Origin of the sequence: Naasia sp. SYSU D00948, from assembly GCF_017916515.1 — a bacterium.
Lineage (GTDB): Bacteria > Actinomycetota > Actinomycetes > Actinomycetales > Microbacteriaceae > Naasia.
In genome coordinates, this window is record NZ_JAFMTA010000001.1 from 1,168,740 (window position 1) to 1,186,805 (window position 18,066).

Consider the following 18,066-nt stretch of genomic DNA (forward strand, 5'->3'; position numbering starts at 1 on the left):
CATACGGTGATCCAGATGAATCCGATCGAGGAGCTCGTCGTCCTCGTCGACGACGAGGGGCGGCCCATCGGCGAGGCGCCGAAGAGCAGCGTCCACAGCGCCGAGACACCCCTGCACCTCGCCTTCTCCTGCCACGTCCGGGACGGGCGAGGCAAGATCCTCGTGACGCGTCGCGCGCTCTCCAAGCGCACCTGGCCGGGAGTGTGGACGAACTCGTTCTGCGGTCACCCCGCCCCCGGCGAGGACGTGACCGAGGCCGTGATCCGCCGCGCTCGCCAGGAGCTCGGCATCGAGCTGGACGACCTCGAGCTGGTGCTGCCGCACTTCCGCTACCGCGCGGTCGACGCGTCCGGGGTCGTCGAGCACGAGCTGTGCCCGGTCTACGTGGCGCGCGTCCGCGGCGACGTCGAACCGGACCCGGCGGAGGTGGTCGAGTGGAAGTGGGTGGACGAGGCCCCGCTCACGCTCGCCGTGGAGAGCGCCGGATGGGCGTTCAGCCCCTGGCTGGCGCTTCAGCTGCCCGAGCTCGCGGCCGCCGCGGCGCGGAGGGGCTGACTCAGCCGCCCACCCTCCCGGCGTCCCGGACCGAGACGTCGGTGCGCAGGAAGTTGACGTGCGAGCGCGACGCCGTCGGTCCCCGCTGCCCGTGGTACCGGGACCCGTAGCGCCCGCTGCCGTAGGGGTGCTCGGCGGCGGAGGTCAGCCGGAAGAAGCAGAGCTGGCCGATCTTCATCCCGGGCCAGAGCTTGATCGGGAGCGTCGCCACGTTGCTGAGCTCGAGGGTCACGTGCCCCGAGAACCCGGGATCGATGAACCCCGCGGTCGAGTGCGTGAGCAGCCCGAGCCGCCCGAGCGAGCTCTTGCCCTCCAGCCGCGCGGCGATGTCGTCCGGCAGCGTCACGAGCTCGTACGTCGAGCCGAGGACGAACTCGCCCGGATGGAGGATGAACGCGGAGTCCGCCCTGGTCTCGACGAGCCGCGTGAGGTCCGGCTGGTCCTCGGCCGGGTCGATGTAGGGGTACTTGTGGTTGTCGAACAGCCGGAAGTACCGGTCGAGCCGCACGTCGAAGCTCGAGGGCTGGAGCAGCTCCGGGTCGTGGGGATCCAGACCGATGCGCCCTGCGGCGATCTCCGAGCGGATGTCACGATCCGAGAGCAGCACACGGTTACCTTAGCCGCTCCCCTACAATGGAGGCCGTTGCGTCTGCGGGCGCACCACGCGGGTGTAGTTCAATGGCAGAACTCCAGCTTCCCAAGCTGGTAGCGCGGGTTCGATTCCCGTCACCCGCTCCGATTCCCTCGACCGCGGGAGCGTCAGAGCCGCTCCACGTGGGCACCGCGCAGCCGGTTCCGCGTGTCGAACACGGTGATCGACGCGTTCTGCAGCCCCTCGTAGTCGATGTCGTCGTGGTCCGTCAGCAGGATCGCGAGGTCGTAGTCGGCGTAGTCGACGTCCTGCGGCGACACGCGCCGCACGTCCGCGGGCCAGTGGTGGTCCTCGACGTGCGTGTCGACGGCGGACAGGTCGGCCGCGTACTCGTGCAGGAGGTCCACCAGGTGAAGAGCGGGCGACTCGCGGATGTCCCCGGTGTTCCGCTTGTAGGCGAGACCGAGGAGCAGGACACGTGCGCCCCGCAGCGACCGCTCGGAGTCGTTGAGCAGCCGGCTCACCCGCTGCAGCACGTAGGCCGGCATGTTGTCGTTGACGTCGTTGGCGAGCTCGACGAAGCGGAAGTTCTTCCCCAGCTTCCGCCGAACCTGCCAGGAGAGGTAGCTCGGGTCGACCGGAAGGCAGTGCCCGCCGACTCCGGGGCCCGGGGTGAACTTCATGAAGCCGAACGGCTTGGTCGCGGCGGCGTCGATCGACTCCCAGACGTTGACGCCGAGGGAGTTCGCGAAGACGGCCAGCTCGTTCACCAGCGCGATGTTGACGTGGCGGAAGGTGTTCTCGAGGAGCTTCGCCATCTCCGCCTCGCGGGGCGAGCTGACGGGCACGGTCGTGTCGACGAGCGACCCGTAGAACTCCTGCACCCGGGCGAGCGAGGCGGGATCCGTCCCGGAGACGATCTTCGGCGTCTCCCGCAGACCCCACTTGGTGTTGCCGGGGTCGATGCGCTCGGGGCTGTATCCGACGAACAGGTCGGTGCCGGTCGTGAGCCCCGATCCCTCCTCGAGGATCGGCACGAGGAGCTCCTGCGTGGTCCCCGGGTAGGTGGTGGACTCGAGGACCACCATGGCGCCGGCCTTCAGCAGCGGCGCGAGCGAGTGAGCGGCGCTCTCGATGAACGAGAGGTCCGGGAGGGTCTCCTTGAGCGGAGTCGGAACGGTGATCACCGCGACGTCGAAGCCGTCGGCGACGCTGTAGTCCGCCGTGGCCCGGTAGCGGCCCGACTCCAGCGCCGCCCGGAGCTGCTCGTCCGAGATGTCGTCGACGTGCGACGTGCCCGAGCCGATGGAGGAGACCCTGCGCGGGTCCAGGTCGATGCCGACGACGTTGTAGCCGACTTCGACGGCCCGCATGGCCACGGGCAGGCCCACATAGCCCTGGCCGATCACGGCGACCGTCGTGTCGCGCGGTTCAGCGGTCACAGTCTTCCCTTCCATTCGATGTCCTTCTTCAGCGCCGGAACCAGAGCCCGCGCGTGACCGTTCCCGAGGCCAGAGCGTTCGACAGCGACGTCGCCCGCAACCCCAGACTTCCGTAGGCATCGAGGACGAGCCCGGCCAGCTGTCCCCGGTCGAGCTCGGGGCGGTTGCCGCCGTGCCCGCCGTCCTCGACCTCGGCGTAGCCGTCGTGGGAGAGCACGATCGCGCCGCGCTCCGCTCCCCGGAGGACCCGCCGCAGCCGCTCGTCGGTCGTCCCAGGCCGGGAGTCGGCGGCGCTCGGACCCCAGAGGACCGGCTCCAGCCCGGCCGACTGCACTGCGCGGAAGGAGGTGAGGGACTGGAGCCCGTACGGCGGACGCAGCCAGCGCACCTCACGGCCGACCGCGTCCTCGAGCTCGGCCTTCGCGCGGGCCGTGCGCTCGAGCACCTCCCGGTACGACATCCGGGAGATGGCCCGGTGGTCGATGCCGTGCAGGGCGACCTCGTGCCCCTCGGACACGACCTCGCGCAGGAGGGCCGGATACCGGCGCACCCGGGTCATCAGGACGAAGAACGTCGCCCGAGCACCTCGCGACGCGAGGACCGGAAGTATGGCGTCCGTGCCGCCCGGCTCAGGGCCGTCGTCGTAGGTGAGGACGAACTCCGGATCCTCGGTGCGGACGGCGACGACGGAACCCAAGGGTCCCCCGTGCGAGCGGAGCCACCGACGGACGCCCGTCGGCACGAGTCGGGTGAGTGCGCTCACGCAGCGGCCGCCGCCGAGTGCGCGCTCGCGTAGGCCGCATAGGAGCGGCCGAGGCCTCCGGCGACCATCCCGGCGCCTCGGTAGGCGAGCCGCAGCCCCCGTGCTCGATGCCGCTGGGACCGCACGAGCCATCCGAGGAGGTGGCGGGCGCCGCCGGCCACGATCCGGCCGGCGCCTCCGCCGAGTGCTCGAAGGCGGATGACCAGCCGCTTGAAGGGACTCGGCTCGAGGCGGAGCCGGACCCCGACGGTCACGTTGCCGTGGCTGTACGCCCGCTTGAGAGCCCAGGCCCGGGTCTGGCGCTCGATCTCCACGGTGTCCTCGGTGACGGACTCGTTGCACCAGACCATCCGGGCGCCGGTGCGCTTGAGCGTCATGCTGAAGAGGGTGTCCGACCCGCCGCCGAGGCCGATGGTCTCGTCGAAGGTGACCCCGCTCGCTCGCACCTGGTCGAGGTCGAGGAGGAGGTTCCCCGTCGCGGCCACGGAGATCTCGGTCCCCGTCGCCTTCTCAGGCCTCTGGAACAGCCCGCTCGCCGTGACCCACGGATCGGCGTCCTCGGCGAAGATCGACACCACCCGGCCCATCACCGCCGCGGGACGGTCGAACGTCCTCCAGGTCTCGACGAGGGAGGACAGCCATCCGGGGCGCGGAAGCTCGTCGTCGTCGATGAAGGCGAGCAGCCGGAAGTCGGCCGACTCGACGAGTGCCCGGTTTCGAACGGCGGGGATGCCGCGCTTCGTCTCGACGGCATACCGGGTCGGCATGCCCGAATAGGCGGGCTCGACGACGGTGCGGGCGGAGCCGGTGCTGTCGTTGTCGACGACCACGATGCCGCCCGCCGATGCGAGTCCCTGCTCGCACAGCTCGGCCAGGTGCACGCCGACGAGCGGGAGCAGCTGCGCCAGCCGCTCCGGTCGCTTGAACGTCGGGATGGCGACGACGATGTTCGGGAGATCGCCGTCGGGCGCGTGAGCCTGCATTCCTACCTCGCGGTCGCAGCGCCGCCGTTTTCGGCGCAGTGCCCGCGACATTAGCAAAAGCCGAGTATTCCGCGGGTTTCCCAATGTGGGGGACAGAAGGCGCGGCTCGGGGTGGGGGGACGCCGCGCGGCAGCAGCAGACGAGGCGCCGCCGCCGCACTTCTACTGAGAAGAACGTCCCGGTTTGCTGTGAAATCGCACAGGGTGAAGCACCCTGTGGCAAAGGGCAAGCCCCTCCAAGAAACCTGCGCCAAACCGTAGCGTTTGCTGTGTCGAACACCTTGTGCGGCCCAGAGTCGCGCTCACAACGGAAGGTACGAAATTGAGCACAGCAACTGGCACGTCCAGGTCTCCTCTCACCCGTTCGCCCAACCGGCTGGTCGCCGTGATCTTCGGTGCGGTCTACCTCCTGGTGGCCCTCCTCGGGTTCCTCGTGACCGGCGGCGCGGACTTCGCCGGACCCAACGGCACGCTGCTCCTCGGCATCTTCGAGGTGAACTGGCTCCACAACATCGCTCACCTCCTGATCGGCGCTGCCCTGCTCATCGCGGGACTCAGCAACGTCCGGGCCGCCAAGTCCGTCAACGGGATCGTGGGCGCTGTCTACCTGCTCCTCGGCATCGTCGGCTTCTTCATCGTCGACACGCCCGTGGACATCCTCGCCCTCAACACCGCTGACCACTTCCTGCACCTCGCGACCGCGGTCGTCCTCCTGGGCGTCTCCATCGGCGCGGACAAGGACGTCGCCCGCTCCCGCGCGGCGATCTGACGCACTCCCCTTCCTGCGGCCGGCGCGCGAGCGCCGGCCGCACCCTTCCCCCTCACCTCCAGGAGGCGCGACAGTGATCGCCCTGACCCGGATCTGGATCGCCTTCGCCGCTCTCGGCGCCGGTCTGATCCATCTGGCCGTCGCCGCGGGAGCGCCGCCGGTCCTTCTCGCGGTCTTCCTCGTCCTCGGCGCCGCCGAGATCGCCTGGTGCGTCGCGACGATGGTCACCTCCCGCTTCCCTCTGCGGCAGCTCGCCCTGGTCGGCTCGCTGCTCCCCCTCGTCGCGTGGGCGTCGGCGCTCGTCCTCGGGGACGCCGTCGGCGCGACGGTCGAGAACCTGCCTCCGGTCGCGCTGGCCAGCGCGACGCTCCTCGACGTGGTGGTCGGGGTCGCGATGGCCGTGTCCCTCCGCCGCTCCCCCGACGCCTCACCTCTGCCGGCCGCCGAACCGGCCGCAGGCTGGACCGTGCTCGGCCTCACGGCGGGCGCCCTCGTCATGAGCGCGCTCACCCTTCCGGCCCTCGGGCAGACCCAGGCCGGCATCGACGCGATGAACGGGCCTCACGGCCACGGGCACTCCGTCGAGGTCCCCGGCGACGCCGGGCACGACGCTCACTGAGCGGAGGCCGACCCTCCAGTCGCCGCTCCGACCGGGACCCGGGCCGCGCTCGTCATGAACCGGATCACGTCCCGGTCGACGATGATGTCCCGTGGCACGAGCGGGCGGCTGAGGTACAGCCCCTCGATCGAGGTCAGCCTGCTGAGCGCGACGTAGGTCTGACCCGCCGAGAACACGCGGGAGCCGAGGTCGACGATCGCCGCGTCATAGGTCTTGCCCTGGGACTTGTGGATCGTCACCGCCCACGCCAGCCGCAGCGGGAACTGCGTGAAGTCGGCGACCACCTCGCGGTCCAGGCGCTTCGTCGCGGCCGAGTACGTGTAGCGATGCCGCTCCCAGGTCACCGGGAGCACCTCGTGCTCCTCTCCCCCGACCTCGACGGTGACCGTGTTGCGGATCCGGTGCACGATGCCCACCGTTCCGTTCACCCAGCGGCCGTCCGGGTCGTTCCGGAGGAACATGACGTGCGCACCCGGCTTCAGCTCGAGGGCCTCCTCCGCGGGGAAGGCGCGCCCGGCGAAGTCCCCGTTGACCTCCGCTCGCGCGGTCGACTCCCGGCCGGGCAGCGCGGCGAGCGCCCGCGCGTTGATGCGGTTGACGCTGTCGTTCCTCGTGGCGAGCGTGATGGGCGGCTGCTCGGGAACCGGCCGCGCTCCTGCCCCGTTCAGCATGCCGGCGATCTCGGCGGTCACGCGGCCGTGTCGCACCGCGTTCAGCATGACCTTGAAGCCGTCGTCCTGCTGACGGTGGATCTGCCGCAGCTCGAGGACCGAGAGCTCGGTCTCCTCCCACACCTTCGCGTCGAAGAACCACATCGAGCGGTAGTTGTCGGCGAAGTAGGCCCTCTCGTCGCCGTCGCCCGGAACCGGCGCGAGCTGGAACGGATCGCCGAACAGGACGACCTGCGCGCCGCCGAACGGCTCCTTCCGCTGCCGCGCCCACCGCAGGCGGCGGTCGACAGCGTCGAGCAGGTCCGCGTTCACCATGGAGACCTCGTCGATGACCACCGTGTCGATCGCGGCCAGCAGCTTGCGGAGGTCCCGGTCGTCGTCGAGGTCGCGATCGGCGATGACGCCGATCGGAAGCTTGAAGAGGGAGTGGATCGTCTGGCCGCCCACGTTCAGGGCGGCGACGCCGGTGGGCGCGCACACGACGAGCTGCTTCTCGCTGTGCCAGGACAGGTGGTTGAGGAGCGTCGACTTGCCGGTTCCCGCGCGGCCCGTGACGAAGATGTGCCGGCGCGTGCCCTCGATCGCGTCGAACACCGCCTGCTGCTCGGGGGACAGTCCGGGAAGCATCCGGTCAATCTACCTCCGCCGCCGCCGCTCCTCGGCGCCCCGCGCGAGAGCCGCCCTAGGATGGCGGCATGGGGGGCTGGGAGGGGGACGCCCGACGTGCCTCCCGACGGGACCTGACGCGCTGGATCGTGTTCCTCGCGCTCGTTCCCGTGGCGTTCACGGCGGTCGTCGTCGCCCTCAACTCGGGCATCTACAGCGCCGCGGGGTTCGTCGACCGCTACCTGGACGCACTCCAACGGCGCGACCTGGCGACCGCCCTCGAGCTGCCGGGAGTCGAGGTCCCGCAGGGCGTGTCCACCGCGGCCCTCCAGAGGGACGCACTGCCGGGGCTCGCCGGACACCGTGTGGTGTCCGACACCGACGAGGGCGGCGGGCTGCACCGCGTGCTCGTGGAGTACCGCGCCGGCGACTCCCCCGCTCGCACCGAATTCCTCGTCCGCGCCTCGGCGCCGACCTTCCTCGTCTTTCAGGGCTGGCGCTTCGAGGAGTCTCCGGTCGGTCGGCTCGCCGTGACGGTGCGCGGGGACGAGCACTTTCGCCTGAACGGCGAGCAGATCGAGGGAGCGGAGGAGGTCGGGCCCGGGGTGTGGGCGCTGGAGCTGGCCGTCCTGTCACCGGCCCGGCTCGTCCTCGATCACGACAGCCGCTACCTCACGGCGGAGGAGGTCGCGGTGGACGTCCCGAGTGCTTCGGCGCCGGCCGAGGCGACGGTGGAGGTCCGTGCCGGTGACGTCTTCGTCGAGACGGTGCAGGCGGAGGTGGACGAGTTCCTCGACGGCTGTGCGAAGCAGGAGGTGCTGCAGCCCGCCGGGTGCCCGTTCCGGAAGGTCCTCGACGACCGCATCCTGGGCGCCCCCCGGTGGTCGATCGCGTCGTATCCGCGGATCGGCATACAGCCTCAGGTGCTGGACGACGGCACCTTCGCCTGGACGGTTCCGCCTACGGAGGGCACCGCGCACATCCGTGTCAGCGTGCTGTCCCTGTTCGACGGATCGGTGTCGGAGCTGGACGAGGACGTCCCATTCCGAGTCGCGTACGTTCTCGCGCTCCGCGACGACGGCGGCCTCGACATCCGCGCCGTCCAGCCCTGACCCAGGGGGCCGTCAGCCGGAGCGCCCGGCCCTCTCGAGCATCGAGCGGTAGCGCGACTCCGGGGATCCGGCGGGACGCGGAGGGGCTTCCCGCCTCCGACGAAGCCCGACCGCACCGACGATCGCGAGGGGCAGCGCGGCGGCGACGAGAAGGACCGCTCCCCCGCGCCGCTGATCCTCGATGGCAGGACCGGGCCATCCCATCGCGCCGTACCAGTCCACGAGCAGGAGGGTGTCGCCGACGAGCAGCAGGACTCCCACCGCCGCCCACGACAGGGCACCGGCGACGGCCCCGAGAGCGGCGGCGCGTCCTCGGTGGAGGGCCGCCCCGACCACCAGGACCCCGGTGACGAGGAGGACCGCGACGACTGTCTGCCGCCCGGCCGCGTCGGTGACGAACCAGCGGAACGCGGGCGAGTACAGCAACAGCCACGGCGACAGCACAGCGACCACCGCGACGACGAGCGGGTGCGCGAGCGACCGGACCCATCGGGTGCCGCGCGCGAGCTCGACCCACTCCCGCACGCCGCGACTGCCGTCCGACCGTGGAACGGCGGCCTCCGCGAGCAGCCCGAACGGCGCCGCCGCGACGAGGAGGACGGGGATCAGCACGCCGAGCGCCGCCCCGGCCCCCATCTGAGCGCTGAAGAGGTGCCGTGCGTAGACGCCGACGCCGCCCGAGGTGACCGCGACGAGCACCAGGACACCGGCGAGCCAGGAGGCGGTCCGGGCCACAGGCCACCGCTCGCCCCGCCGGGCCAGCCGCACGACTCCCGCCAGGTAGTACGCGGCGGCGACGCCGGCGGCGACCAGCCACACGAGCTCGAGCCGGGCCTGCACGAGGAGCTGTGCGGGATCGAGCGGCGGCGGCAGGGCCTGGCCGGTGAGCACGGCGGCGGGCGAGTCGTCCGGAACGGCCGCCTCGTCGTCGACGGGCGGGGACGTGCGGGCCAGGGCGGCCGCGGTCCCCGTCGCGACTCCCATCACCGCGAGCTCGGCCACGACGAGCATCCAGAACCAGCGCGCCGCTCCCCCTTGTGCGCGCCGGACGATCCAGCGCCGGTGGACCGCGCCGATCGCTCCGAGGGCGAGCAGCGCCAGGACCTTGGCGACCACGAGCAGCCCGTACGGCGTCGCGAGCCGGTCGAGGGCCCCGATCCGGAGCTCCGCGCTGACGTACCCGGACACCGCGACCACGCAGAAGCACAGCAGGGCGAGCGCGGAGTAGCGTGCGACGACCTCGGCCAGCGTGGTCCCGAGCGTGCGGCGGAGGAGGAGGATCGTGAGGAGGCCGCCCAGCCACACGGCCACGAAGACGAGGTGCAGCGCAAGGGCCGCGACCGCCTCCTCGTGGGTTCCAGCACCCGCACTGTGGCCCTCCCCGGCGAGCGGCAGCACTGCGGCGACCGCGAGGGCGAGCACGAGGAGCAGGGCGGGCCGCGACCGGACGGCGAAGCACAGCACGGTGAGCGCGGCCGCGAGGAGGGTCGTGACGAGCCAGGCCTCCCCGGTGTCCACCGAGGTGAGGAAGAAGCCGAGCTGGGCGCCGAAGGTCTCGTCGAAGGACAGCGGCAGCCCCGTCACGCTGAGGAAGGTCAGCAGCCCGGTTACCGCCGCGGCGACGGTCCATACCCCGGCGGCCGCAGCGGCGATGTCGAGGGCGCGGCCGATCTCCCGGGATCCCCCGAGGACCAGTGCCACGAGCGCCAGGGCACCTAGGGTGACGGAGACCGCCAGGTCGACGATGAGCTTCCCGAGCGGGAGGCCGATGCGGACGATCGGACCGGGGTCGTCGACGAGGAGGGCCGCCGCACCTCCGCCGAAGGCGAGCGCGACGAAGAGGGCGAGGAGCGAGGCGGCGACCAGACCGCCGGTTCCGAGAAGGCGCGCCGCCGGTGCGTCGAGCGGTCCGGAAGGCACGACGGCAAGCCTAGACGGCGCGGTCGGCCGGGAAAGACGAAGGGGATGCGCTCTCGCGCATCCCCTCGTCTACTGGCGATCCCGGCTCAGCGGGCGGCGGCCTTCAGCTTGCTGCCGGCGCTGATCTTCACGCCCTTGCTCGCGGCGATCTCGATCGGCTCACCGGTCTGCGGGTTGCGACCCGTGCGCGCGGCACGCGAGGTCTGCTCCACGGCGAGCCACCCCGGGATGGTCACCTTGTCGCCCGCGGCGACGCTCTTGGCGAGGGTCGAGAACAGAGCGTCGAGCACGCCGTTGACGGCGGCCTGGCTCTGGCCGGACTCAGCCGCGACGGCGGCCACGAGATCGGTGCGGTTCAGCGATGCCATATAAGTCCTCCTCGGGACTGCGCCATCCTGGGAAAGACGGCCATCTGTCTTGTCGTGTATCACGATGGGGGCAGTTAGCCCAGCGGTCAAGGTTGACCGCCCAGTAACTTACCAGCTTGACTTCGTGATGCCCGGCAATTCGCCCCGATGGGCCATTTCCCGGAAACGCACTCGCGAGATTCCGAACTTCCGGATGTTTCCCCGAGGACGGCCGTCGACCGCGTCCCGGTTGCGCAGGCGGACCGGCGAGGCGTCGCGCGGCAGCTTCTGCAGGCCGACGCGGGCCGCCTCGCGCTGCTCGTCCGTCGACGTGGGGTCGACGAGCGCCTTCTTCAGCTCGGCGCGCTTCGCGACATAGCGGTCGACGACAACCTTGCGCTGCTCGTTGCGGGCGATCTTGCTCTTCTTGGCCATGCTTTACCGCTCCTCGCGGAATTCGACGTGCTTGCGGATCACCGGGTCGTACTTCTTGAGCACGATGCGGTCGGGGTTGTTGCGACGGTTCTTGCGGGTCACGTAGGTGTACCCGGTGCCGGCCGTCGAGCGGAGCTTGATGATGGGGCGGACGTCCTGCTGCTTGGCCATCAGATCTTCTCCCCACGGGCCAGGATGTCCTTGACCACGGACTCGATGCCACGGGCGTCGATCACCTTGATGCCCTTGGCGCTGACATTGAGCGTGACGTTCCGGCGCAGGGACGGCACGTAGTAGGTGCGCTTCTGCACGTTCGGGTCGAAACGGCGCTTGGTGCGCCGGTGCGAGTGCGAGATGTTGTGCCCGAAGCCTGGCGTGGCCCCGGTCACCTGGCAGACTGCTGCCACGGTTCCTCCTCAGATACCGCGGAGCCGAACGGCTCCGCCCAAGATCACTTGTCTGCACGCAGAACATCCCGCGAATGGAGATCGGGGGGAATGCGCACTGCACGGCCGGGTCGGGCCCGGACGGCCAAACGTCGATCTTACGGACTCGAGAGGCGAGCCGCAACCGAGCGGCGTCCTATCGCTCAGCAGGCATGCGTGGTCTTCCACAGCAGGAGCGGGCGCATTCCCGCCCTGCTGAACGGCACAAGTGCCTGCTGAGCGAGCGCCGGTGTCGTCAGCCTGCGGAGCAGGCGGGGCAGAGCCCGAACACGTCGATGATGTGGCGCGCCTCCGTGTAGCCGTGCCGGGCGGCGGTCGCGGCCGCCCACTCCTCGACGTCGTCGGCCTCGATCTCCTCGGTGCGGCCGCAGCTGCGGCAGATGAGGTGGTGGTGGTGCCGTGACGACGCGCACGCCCGGTAGAGCGCCTCGCCCTCGTCGGACTGCAGCGAGTCGGCGTCGCCCTCGACCGCGAGGTCCGCGAGCGCCCGGTAGACCGTCGCAAGCCCGATGGGCGAGCCGGACTCCCGGAGCGACGCGTGCAGCTCCTGCGCGCTGACGAATCCCGGCCGCTCGCCGAGAGCGTCCCGCACCGCCTGCCGCTGCCAGGTGTTGCGCTTCATCGCGCCCAGTGTAGGCGGCGGCCTCGGTGGCGAGCTGTGTCGACCAGGCGGCACACCAGGTAGATGGTGAACGAGATCGTCGTCACGTAGGGACTGATCGGGATGCTCGAGCCGAGCGCGAGCAGGATTCCGCCGACGGTCGACGTCGTCGCGAACAGCACGCTCAGACCGACCACCAGCGGGGGAGAGGTCGCGACCCGGAGCGCCGCCGCGGCGGGCGTCACGAGCAGCGCCAGGACCAGGAGGGCGCCGACGATGTGCAGCGAGACCGCGGTCGCGAGCGCCAGCAGCACCATGAACGCGATCGAGAGCCGCCGCACCGGGACTCCCCGTGCCGCCGCGACCTCCTCGTCGAGGCTCGCGAACAGGAGCGGCCGCCACATGAGGAGCAGGCCGCCGAGCACGATGACCGCGACGACGACCAGGGAGGCCAGCTGCGGATTGTCCACGGCCACGATCTGACCGGTCAGCAGGCCGAACTTGTTCGAGCTCCTCCCGGGATGGAGGGCGAGGAAGAGGATCCCGAGCCCGAGCCCGAACGGCATCAGCACGCCGATGATCGAGTTCCGGTCGCGGGCACGGGAGCCGAGCAGACCGATCAGGAGCGCTGCGATCAGGGAGCCTCCGATCGAGCCGGCCACGACGTTGACGCCGAGGAGCAGCGCCGCGGAGGCGCCCGCGAAGGACAGCTCGCTGATGCCGTGCACCGCGAACGCGAGGTCGCGCGCCATGACGAAGTAGCCGATCACCCCGCCGACGACCCCGAGCACGGCGCCCGCCAGGACCGAGTTCCAGAGCAGCGCGAGCAGCGCCCCGTAGTCGGAGAAGTCGAACAGCGTCGACCAGAGCTCGTCGAGGCTCACGCGTGGCCCCCCGTTCCGAGGCCCTCGTCGTCGCCGCTGCCGCCCGCCACCACGACGACGCGGCCGTGGACGTCGAGGACGTCCACGTGCAGGCCGTAGAGCTCCGACAGCACGGGTCCGGTGAGCACCTCCGACGGTGCGCCGAGACGGTGGCCGGCCGGGGCCAGGTAGAGCACCCGGTCGACCATCCCGAGGAGGGGATTCACGTCGTGCGTGACGAGCAGCACGCCCGCCCCGGCTCCCCGCCGGTACTCGTCGATGGCGTCGAGCACAGCACGCTGGTGACCGAGGTCGAGGGAGAGCAGCGGCTCGTCGCAGAGGAGGAGCTCGGGGGAGGAGACGAACGACTGCGCGATCCGGAGCCGCTGCTGCTCGCCGCCGGAGAGGCGCCCGACCGGTCGCGACGCGTAGTGCTGCGCGTCCACGCGCTCGAGCGCGGACCGCACGGCGCGCGCCTTGGCCGCCCCGCGCAGGGTGATCCCCGGCCGGGGGCCGTCGAAGCCGAGTCCCACCAAGTCCTTGGCGCGGAGGGGAGCGCCCCGGTCGAACAGCTTCTGCTGCGGCACGTATCCGATGCGCCCGCCCGCGCTGCCGGGAGGTCCGCCGAGCACCTGCGCGGTGCCGGAGGCGAGCTCGAGGCTGCCGAGGAGCACCCGGAGCAGGCTGCTCTTGCCCGCGCCGTTGGGTCCGAGGACCACGACGAGCTCTCCAGGGGAGAGCTCCAGATCGAGGTGCGACCACAGCGTGCGACCGCCGAGCTCGAGCGCGGCGTCGCGCACCGAGACGACGGGCGCCGCCGCCCGGGTCGACGGAACCGTCGTCGGGACCGTCTCCGTGCTCATCCCGAGACCGCGGCGGCCACCCGCTCCACGTTCCCCTCCATCCACGTGACGTAGTCCTCCCCCTCGGGGAGCGTCTCCGTGAAGGCGACCACCGGGATCCCGGCGGCCTCGGCGGTCTCGCGGACGCGCTCGGTCTGCGACGTCTCCGCCTGCTCGTTGTACGCGAGGAGGGCGATCCCGCCGCTCGCGAGCGCGGTCAGGACATCCTGGAGGACGGCCGGGGCGACGTCGCTGCCCTCCTCGACCGCCTCGGAGAACTCGGCGGGCGTCGCATCGGTGAAGCCGGCCGCGGACAGCAGCCACAGCGGGACGGGCTCGGTCACGAGCGCGGACATCCCCTCGGCCTGCGTGTGCAGGTCGCCGAGCTGCGCCTCGATCGCCGCGAGGGCGGCCCGGAAGCCGGCGAGGTTCTCGGCGTAGGCGCCCTTCCCCGCGGGGTCGAGGCGGCTCAGCTCCTCGGCGACGGCCTCCGCGACGGCACCCGCGGTGCCGAGGTCGTACCAGACGTGCTCGTTGAACCCCTCGATGTGCTCGTGCTCGTCCGCGTGCGCCTCGCCCTCGTCGTGCTCCTCGCCTTCGTGCTCCTCCTCGGGAGCGAGCCCCGACAGCTCCACGGCGCTGATCACGACGGGCTCGGCGCCGGACGCGTCGAGCAGGGTGTGGAGGAACGGGTCGTAGCCGCCGCCGTTCTCGACGACGAGGTCGGCACGCGAGACGGCGAGCTGATCGCGAGCGGTCGCCTCGTACTCGTGCGGGTCCTTGTCGGGACTGTCGATGATCGCGGTCACCTCGACGCGGTCGCCCGCGACGGCCTGGGCCACGGACGCCCACACATCGGTCGACGCCACCAGCGAGATCCCCTCGTCGCTCGTCGCCGCCGGAGCTGCGCAGCCGGTGAGTGCCGCGACGAGGGCGGACACGGTCAGGGCGGGCACCGCGCGGGCGGGCAGGAGTTTCACGGGCGTTCCTCTCGGGCACGGCTCTCTGCCGCGCCGACGACGCTACCCGCTATTGATAATCGTTGTCAAAAGCCTCAATCGAGGAGCAGCGCCGGCTCCTCGAGCACACTCGCCACGTCCGCGACGAACCGGCTGGCGACATCGCCGTCCACGACCCGGTGGTCGAAGCTCGCCCCGACCGTCGTGACCTGACGGGGGAGCACCTCGCCGTCCACGACCCAGGGGCGCGGCTTGATCGCACCCAGCGCGACGATGGCGACCTCGCCCGGGTTCAGGATCGGGGTTCCCGTGTCGACGCCGAAGCTCCCGATGTTGGTGATCGTGATGGTGCCGTCGGCCATGTCCGCCGGGGTCGTCTTGCCCTCGCGGGCCGTCAGCGTCAGCTGCTCGAGCGCGGTCGCGAGCTGCAGGAGCGACATGTCCTGCGCCTCCTTGACGTTCGGCACGATCAGCCCGCGCGGGGTCGCCGCCGCGATGCCCAGGTTCACGAAGTGGTGGACGATGATCTCGTCGTCGGTCCAGGTGCTGTTGACCGTGGGGTTGCGGCGGACCGCCCAGATGATCGCCTTCGCCATGATGAGCAGCGGCGAGACCCGCACACCGGCGAAGTCGGGCGACGCCTTCAGGCGCTTGATGAACTCCATGGTGCGGCTGGCGTCCACGTCGACGAACACGGAAACATGCGGCGCGGAGAATGCGCTCGTCACCATCGCGGTCGCGATGGCCTTCCGGACGCCCTTGACCGGGATCCGGTCCTCGCGCAGCTGCGGCCACTCCGGGGTCTGGATGTTGCGGAACACGCTGGCCTGCTGGGCGTGGCGCAGGACGTCGTCCCTGGTGACCTCGCCCCGCTCGCCGGTCGCGGTCACGGTCGAGAGGTCGACCTCCAGCTCCTTGGCGAGCTTCCGCACGGGAGGCTTGGCGAGCACGCTCGTCCCCTGCGGCGGCGCGGGCGGGGCCTTGCGGGGTCGCCGGCCGTTGCGGCGCGTGACCGCGTGACCGCCCGTGCCGTAGCCGACGAGCACGCTGCCGGCCTCCGGGACGTCGTCCTCGTTGCCCTCGGTCACCGTCGCCTCGACGCCCACCGCGGCCTGCGCGGGCGTCGACAGCGGGGCCGCGAGCCGGTGCTCTCCGGCCGAGGACACCGTGATGATCGGGGTCCCCACCTCGACGGTGTCGCCCTCGGCGACCAGCAGCTCGCCGACGACGCCCGCGTAGGGCGAGGGGAGTTCCACGAGTGACTTCGCCGTCTCGATCTCGACGATCACCTGGTTGATCTCGACCTCGTCGCCGGGCGCGACCTTCCAGGAGACGATCTCGGCCTCGGTCAGGCCTTCGCCGACATCCGGAAGCGTGAACTTGGCCGTGCTCATCGGTCGTCCTCCTAGTAGTCCAGGGCTCGGTCGACCGCGTCGAGCACGCGATCGGCGTCGGGTAGGTAGACCGACTCCAGTTTCGCGGGCGGGAAGGGCGTGTCGAAGCCGGACACCCGGAGCACGGGCGCCTGCAGGGCGTAGAACGCCCGCTCGGCGACGGTCGCCGCGATCTCGGACCCCAGGCTCGCGAAGCCCGGCGCCTCCTGCGCGACGATGAGCCGGCCCGTCTTCTCGACCGAGCGCAGGATCGGTCCGTAGTCGATGGGGGAGAGCGAGCGGAGGTCGAGCACCTCCAGGCTCGTGCCCTCGGTCGCCGCGACCTCGGCGGCCTGGAGGAGGACGCTCACCATCGCGCCGTGCCCGATGACGGTGGCGTCCGTGCCGCCCCGCGCGACCCGCGTGGTGTGCAGCGGAGTGGCCGGCGCCTCGAGGTCCACCTGGCCCTTCGGCCAGTAGCGGCTCTTGGGCTCGAAGAACATGACCGGATCGTCCGACGCGATCGCCTGCTGGATCATCCAGTAGGCGTCGTTGGGGGTGCTCGGCGAGACGAGGCGCAGCCCGGGGGTGTGCGCGAAGTAGGCCTCGGGGCTCTCCTGGTGGTGCTCGACCGCGCCGATGTGCCCGCCGTAGGGGACGCGGATCACGATCGGGAAGCGGGCCGAGCCCTCATGGCGGGCGGTGAGCTTGGCGAGCTGGGACGTGATCTGGTCGAACGCCGGGTAGATGAATCCGTCGAACTGGATCTCGCAGACGGACCGGTACCCGCGCATGGCGAGGCCGATGGCGGTGCCGACGATGCCGGACTCGGCGAGCGGCGTGTCCATCACCCGGTTCTCGCCGAACCGCGCGGCGAGGCCCTCGGTCACGCGGAACACGCCGCCGAGCGCGCCGATGTCCTCGCCCATGAGGAGGACGCGGTCGTCGTCCTCGAGCGCCTTCGCGAGTCCCTGGTTCAGGGCCTTGGCCATCGTCCAGGTCGTGGCGGTCATCGCGCCTCCCCGAAGCCCGCCTCGTACGCGGCGAGCCACTGCTTCTGCTCGCGGACCACGGGGTGGTCCTCGGCGTAGACGTTGTCGAAGATCAGGCCGACGTCGACCGTGCCAAGGGCGAGGGTCCGGCGGCGCAGGTCGGCCGCGAGGTCCATCGCCTCCTGGTCCACCGACCGGAACCAGTCGCCGTCGGCGAGGTCTCGCTGCTCGAGATGGTGCCGGTAGCGCAGGATCGGGTCGCGCGCCTCCCAGTAGGCGAGCTCCTCCGCCTCCCGGTAGCGGGTCGGATCGTCGGAGGTGGTGTGGGCACCGATCCGGTAGGTGATGGCCTCGATGAAGCCCGGTCCTCGCCCGGCACGGGCGTCATCGAGCTGCTTCGCGGTCACCGCGTAGCTCGCGAGGACGTCGTTGCCGTCGACGCGGGTGGAGCGGAGGCCGAAGCCGGCCGCGCGGTCCACGAGCGGCGTGCGGGACTGGCGGCTGACCGGCACCGAGATGGCCCAGTGGTTGTTCTGGAGGAAGAAGACCTGGGGCGTCTGGTAGCTCGCCGCCCAGATCATCGCCTCGTTGGTGTCGCCCTGCGAGGTGGCGCCGTCGCCGAAGTACACGAGGGCGGCCTCGGCCTCCTCGGGCGACCCGGTGCCGCTCTTGCCGTCCAGCGCGATGCCCATGGCATAGCCGGTCGCGTGCAGCGTCTGAGACCCGATGACGAGGGTGTAGAGGTGGAAGTTGCCGACCTCCTCAGGGACCCAGCCCCCGTGGGTGAGGCCGCGGAGCATCCGGATGATGTCGAGCAGGTCGAGCCCGCGGATCATCCCGACGGCGTGCTCGCGATATGCGGGGAAGATGCTGTCCTGGGGGCGAGCAGCATGACCGGAGCCGACCTGGGCCGCCTCCTGGCCGTGGCTCGGCACCCAGAGGGCGAGCTGGCCCTGGCGCTGCAGGTGCCCCGCCTCGGCGTCGGCGCGGCGGATGACGACCATGTCGCGGTAGAAGCGCCGGAGGAGGTCCTCGTCCACGCGCTCGAGATAGGGGAGGAACTCCTCCGCCGCCGCGTTCGGCTCGTACCGCCCCTCCGGGGAGATGATCTGCACCGAGACGGCGTCGTCCGGAGTTTCGGGCACAGTTCCCATCCGATCCTTCGTGTCGTCGTGCG

The 18,066-nt window shown here is 71.2% G+C and carries 21 protein-coding genes and 1 tRNA gene; 5 read left to right on the forward strand and 17 right to left on the reverse strand.

Features of this window, described 5'->3' with window-relative positions:
• Window positions 1-15: 15 nt before the first annotated feature.
• Window positions 16-555 (forward strand): isopentenyl-diphosphate Delta-isomerase, encoded by a 540-nt coding sequence (idi, locus tag J3P30_RS05560; RefSeq protein WP_210479955.1) that lies wholly within the window; start codon window positions 16-18, stop codon window positions 553-555.
• A 1-nt stretch (window position 556) separates the two neighbouring features.
• Here the strand turns inward: idi and dcd are convergent, their stop codons facing one another.
• Window positions 557-1,162, reverse strand: coding sequence for a dCTP deaminase (gene dcd / locus J3P30_RS05565; protein WP_210479956.1), 606 nt, complete (start codon window positions 1,160-1,162; stop codon window positions 557-559).
• Between the two features lie 57 nt (window positions 1,163-1,219).
• On the opposite strand from dcd, the gene J3P30_RS05570 reads away from it, so the two are divergent.
• A tRNA-Gly gene (locus tag J3P30_RS05570) sits at window positions 1,220-1,290 on the forward strand.
• Between the two features lie 24 nt (window positions 1,291-1,314).
• Here J3P30_RS05570 and J3P30_RS05575 read toward each other — a convergent pair.
• The 3 genes from J3P30_RS05575 to J3P30_RS15105 are packed head-to-tail and all read right to left on the reverse strand — an operon-like array spanning window position 1,315 to window position 4,335.
• On the reverse strand, window positions 1,315-2,589 hold the full coding sequence (locus J3P30_RS05575; protein ID WP_307807408.1) for a nucleotide sugar dehydrogenase: 1,275 nt from the start codon (window positions 2,587-2,589) through the stop codon (window positions 1,315-1,317).
• Window positions 2,590-2,617: 28 nt separating this feature from the next.
• Window positions 2,618-3,352: a polysaccharide deacetylase family protein gene (locus tag J3P30_RS05580; protein WP_307807409.1), complete on the reverse strand. Its 735-nt coding sequence runs from the start codon at window positions 3,350-3,352 to the stop codon at window positions 2,618-2,620.
• A complete protein-coding gene (locus tag J3P30_RS15105) occupies window positions 3,349-4,335 on the reverse strand; it encodes a glycosyltransferase family 2 protein (RefSeq protein ID WP_246852716.1) in 987 nt (328 codons plus the stop codon). The genes J3P30_RS05580 and J3P30_RS15105 overlap by 4 nt, the downstream gene beginning before the upstream one ends.
• Window positions 4,336-4,656: 321 nt before the next feature.
• Here J3P30_RS15105 and J3P30_RS05585 point away from each other — a divergent pair, with 321 nt between their 5' ends.
• The gene (locus tag J3P30_RS05585; protein ID WP_210479959.1) at window positions 4,657-5,103 is read left to right on the forward strand and encodes a DUF4383 domain-containing protein; all 447 of its coding nucleotides are present in this window, start codon (window positions 4,657-4,659) and stop codon (window positions 5,101-5,103) included.
• Between the two features lie 73 nt (window positions 5,104-5,176).
• Window positions 5,177-5,722: a hypothetical protein gene (locus J3P30_RS05590; RefSeq protein WP_210479960.1), complete on the forward strand. Its 546-nt coding sequence runs from the start codon at window positions 5,177-5,179 to the stop codon at window positions 5,720-5,722.
• Here J3P30_RS05590 and J3P30_RS05595 read toward each other — a convergent pair.
• Window positions 5,716-7,020 (reverse strand): ATP-dependent RecD-like DNA helicase, encoded by a 1,305-nt coding sequence (locus tag J3P30_RS05595; RefSeq protein ID WP_210479961.1) that lies wholly within the window; start codon window positions 7,018-7,020, stop codon window positions 5,716-5,718. The genes J3P30_RS05590 and J3P30_RS05595 overlap by 7 nt on opposite strands.
• 68 nt (window positions 7,021-7,088) lie before the next feature.
• Here J3P30_RS05595 and J3P30_RS05600 point away from each other — a divergent pair, with 68 nt between their 5' ends.
• The gene (locus J3P30_RS05600) at window positions 7,089-8,111 is read left to right on the forward strand and encodes a hypothetical protein (RefSeq protein WP_210479962.1); all 1,023 of its coding nucleotides are present in this window, start codon (window positions 7,089-7,091) and stop codon (window positions 8,109-8,111) included.
• A gap of 12 nt (window positions 8,112-8,123) precedes the next feature.
• Here J3P30_RS05600 and J3P30_RS15545 read toward each other — a convergent pair whose 3' ends face one another.
• From J3P30_RS15545 to J3P30_RS05660, 12 genes are all read right to left on the reverse strand, one after another.
• Window positions 8,124-10,031: a cytochrome c oxidase assembly protein gene (locus tag J3P30_RS15545; RefSeq protein WP_210479963.1), complete on the reverse strand. Its 1,908-nt coding sequence runs from the start codon at window positions 10,029-10,031 to the stop codon at window positions 8,124-8,126.
• A gap of 86 nt (window positions 10,032-10,117) precedes the next feature.
• Complete coding sequence (locus J3P30_RS05610; RefSeq protein WP_210479964.1) at window positions 10,118-10,399, reverse strand: HU family DNA-binding protein; 282 nt, start codon at window positions 10,397-10,399, stop codon at window positions 10,118-10,120.
• Window positions 10,400-10,507: 108 nt separating this feature from the next.
• Window positions 10,508-10,813, reverse strand: coding sequence for a 30S ribosomal protein S14 (rpsN, locus tag J3P30_RS05615; RefSeq protein ID WP_210479965.1), 306 nt, complete (start codon window positions 10,811-10,813; stop codon window positions 10,508-10,510).
• A 3-nt stretch (window positions 10,814-10,816) separates the two neighbouring features.
• Window positions 10,817-10,984, reverse strand: a complete 168-nt coding sequence (gene rpmG, locus J3P30_RS05620) for a 50S ribosomal protein L33 (RefSeq protein WP_210479966.1) — start codon at window positions 10,982-10,984, stop codon at window positions 10,817-10,819.
• Window positions 10,984-11,220: a 50S ribosomal protein L28 gene (gene rpmB / locus J3P30_RS05625; protein WP_210479967.1), complete on the reverse strand. Its 237-nt coding sequence runs from the start codon at window positions 11,218-11,220 to the stop codon at window positions 10,984-10,986. Before rpmB ends, rpmG begins: the two co-directional genes overlap by 1 nt.
• Window positions 11,221-11,494: 274 nt before the next feature.
• Window positions 11,495-11,881 (reverse strand): Fur family transcriptional regulator, encoded by a 387-nt coding sequence (locus tag J3P30_RS05630; protein WP_210479968.1) that lies wholly within the window; start codon window positions 11,879-11,881, stop codon window positions 11,495-11,497.
• The gene (locus J3P30_RS05635) at window positions 11,878-12,744 is read right to left on the reverse strand and encodes a metal ABC transporter permease (RefSeq protein WP_210479969.1); all 867 of its coding nucleotides are present in this window, start codon (window positions 12,742-12,744) and stop codon (window positions 11,878-11,880) included. The genes J3P30_RS05630 and J3P30_RS05635 overlap by 4 nt, the downstream gene beginning before the upstream one ends.
• Complete coding sequence (locus tag J3P30_RS05640) at window positions 12,741-13,586, reverse strand: metal ABC transporter ATP-binding protein (RefSeq protein ID WP_210479970.1); 846 nt, start codon at window positions 13,584-13,586, stop codon at window positions 12,741-12,743. Before J3P30_RS05640 ends, J3P30_RS05635 begins: the two co-directional genes overlap by 4 nt.
• Entirely contained in the window at window positions 13,583-14,545 is a 963-nt protein-coding gene (locus J3P30_RS05645; protein WP_210479971.1) for a metal ABC transporter solute-binding protein, Zn/Mn family, read from the reverse strand. The genes J3P30_RS05640 and J3P30_RS05645 overlap by 4 nt, the downstream gene beginning before the upstream one ends.
• A 74-nt stretch (window positions 14,546-14,619) precedes the next feature.
• Window positions 14,620-15,918 carry a dihydrolipoamide acetyltransferase family protein gene (locus J3P30_RS05650; RefSeq protein WP_210479972.1) on the reverse strand — a complete coding sequence of 433 codons (1,299 nt, stop codon included), beginning with the start codon at window positions 15,916-15,918 and terminating at the stop codon, window positions 14,620-14,622.
• 11 nt (window positions 15,919-15,929) lie between these two features.
• Window positions 15,930-16,910 (reverse strand): alpha-ketoacid dehydrogenase subunit beta, encoded by a 981-nt coding sequence (locus J3P30_RS05655; protein ID WP_210479973.1) that lies wholly within the window; start codon window positions 16,908-16,910, stop codon window positions 15,930-15,932.
• Complete coding sequence (locus J3P30_RS05660) at window positions 16,907-18,043, reverse strand: thiamine pyrophosphate-dependent dehydrogenase E1 component subunit alpha (RefSeq protein ID WP_210479974.1); 1,137 nt, start codon at window positions 18,041-18,043, stop codon at window positions 16,907-16,909. Before J3P30_RS05660 ends, J3P30_RS05655 begins: the two co-directional genes overlap by 4 nt.
• Between the last annotated feature and the right edge of the window lie 23 nt (window positions 18,044-18,066).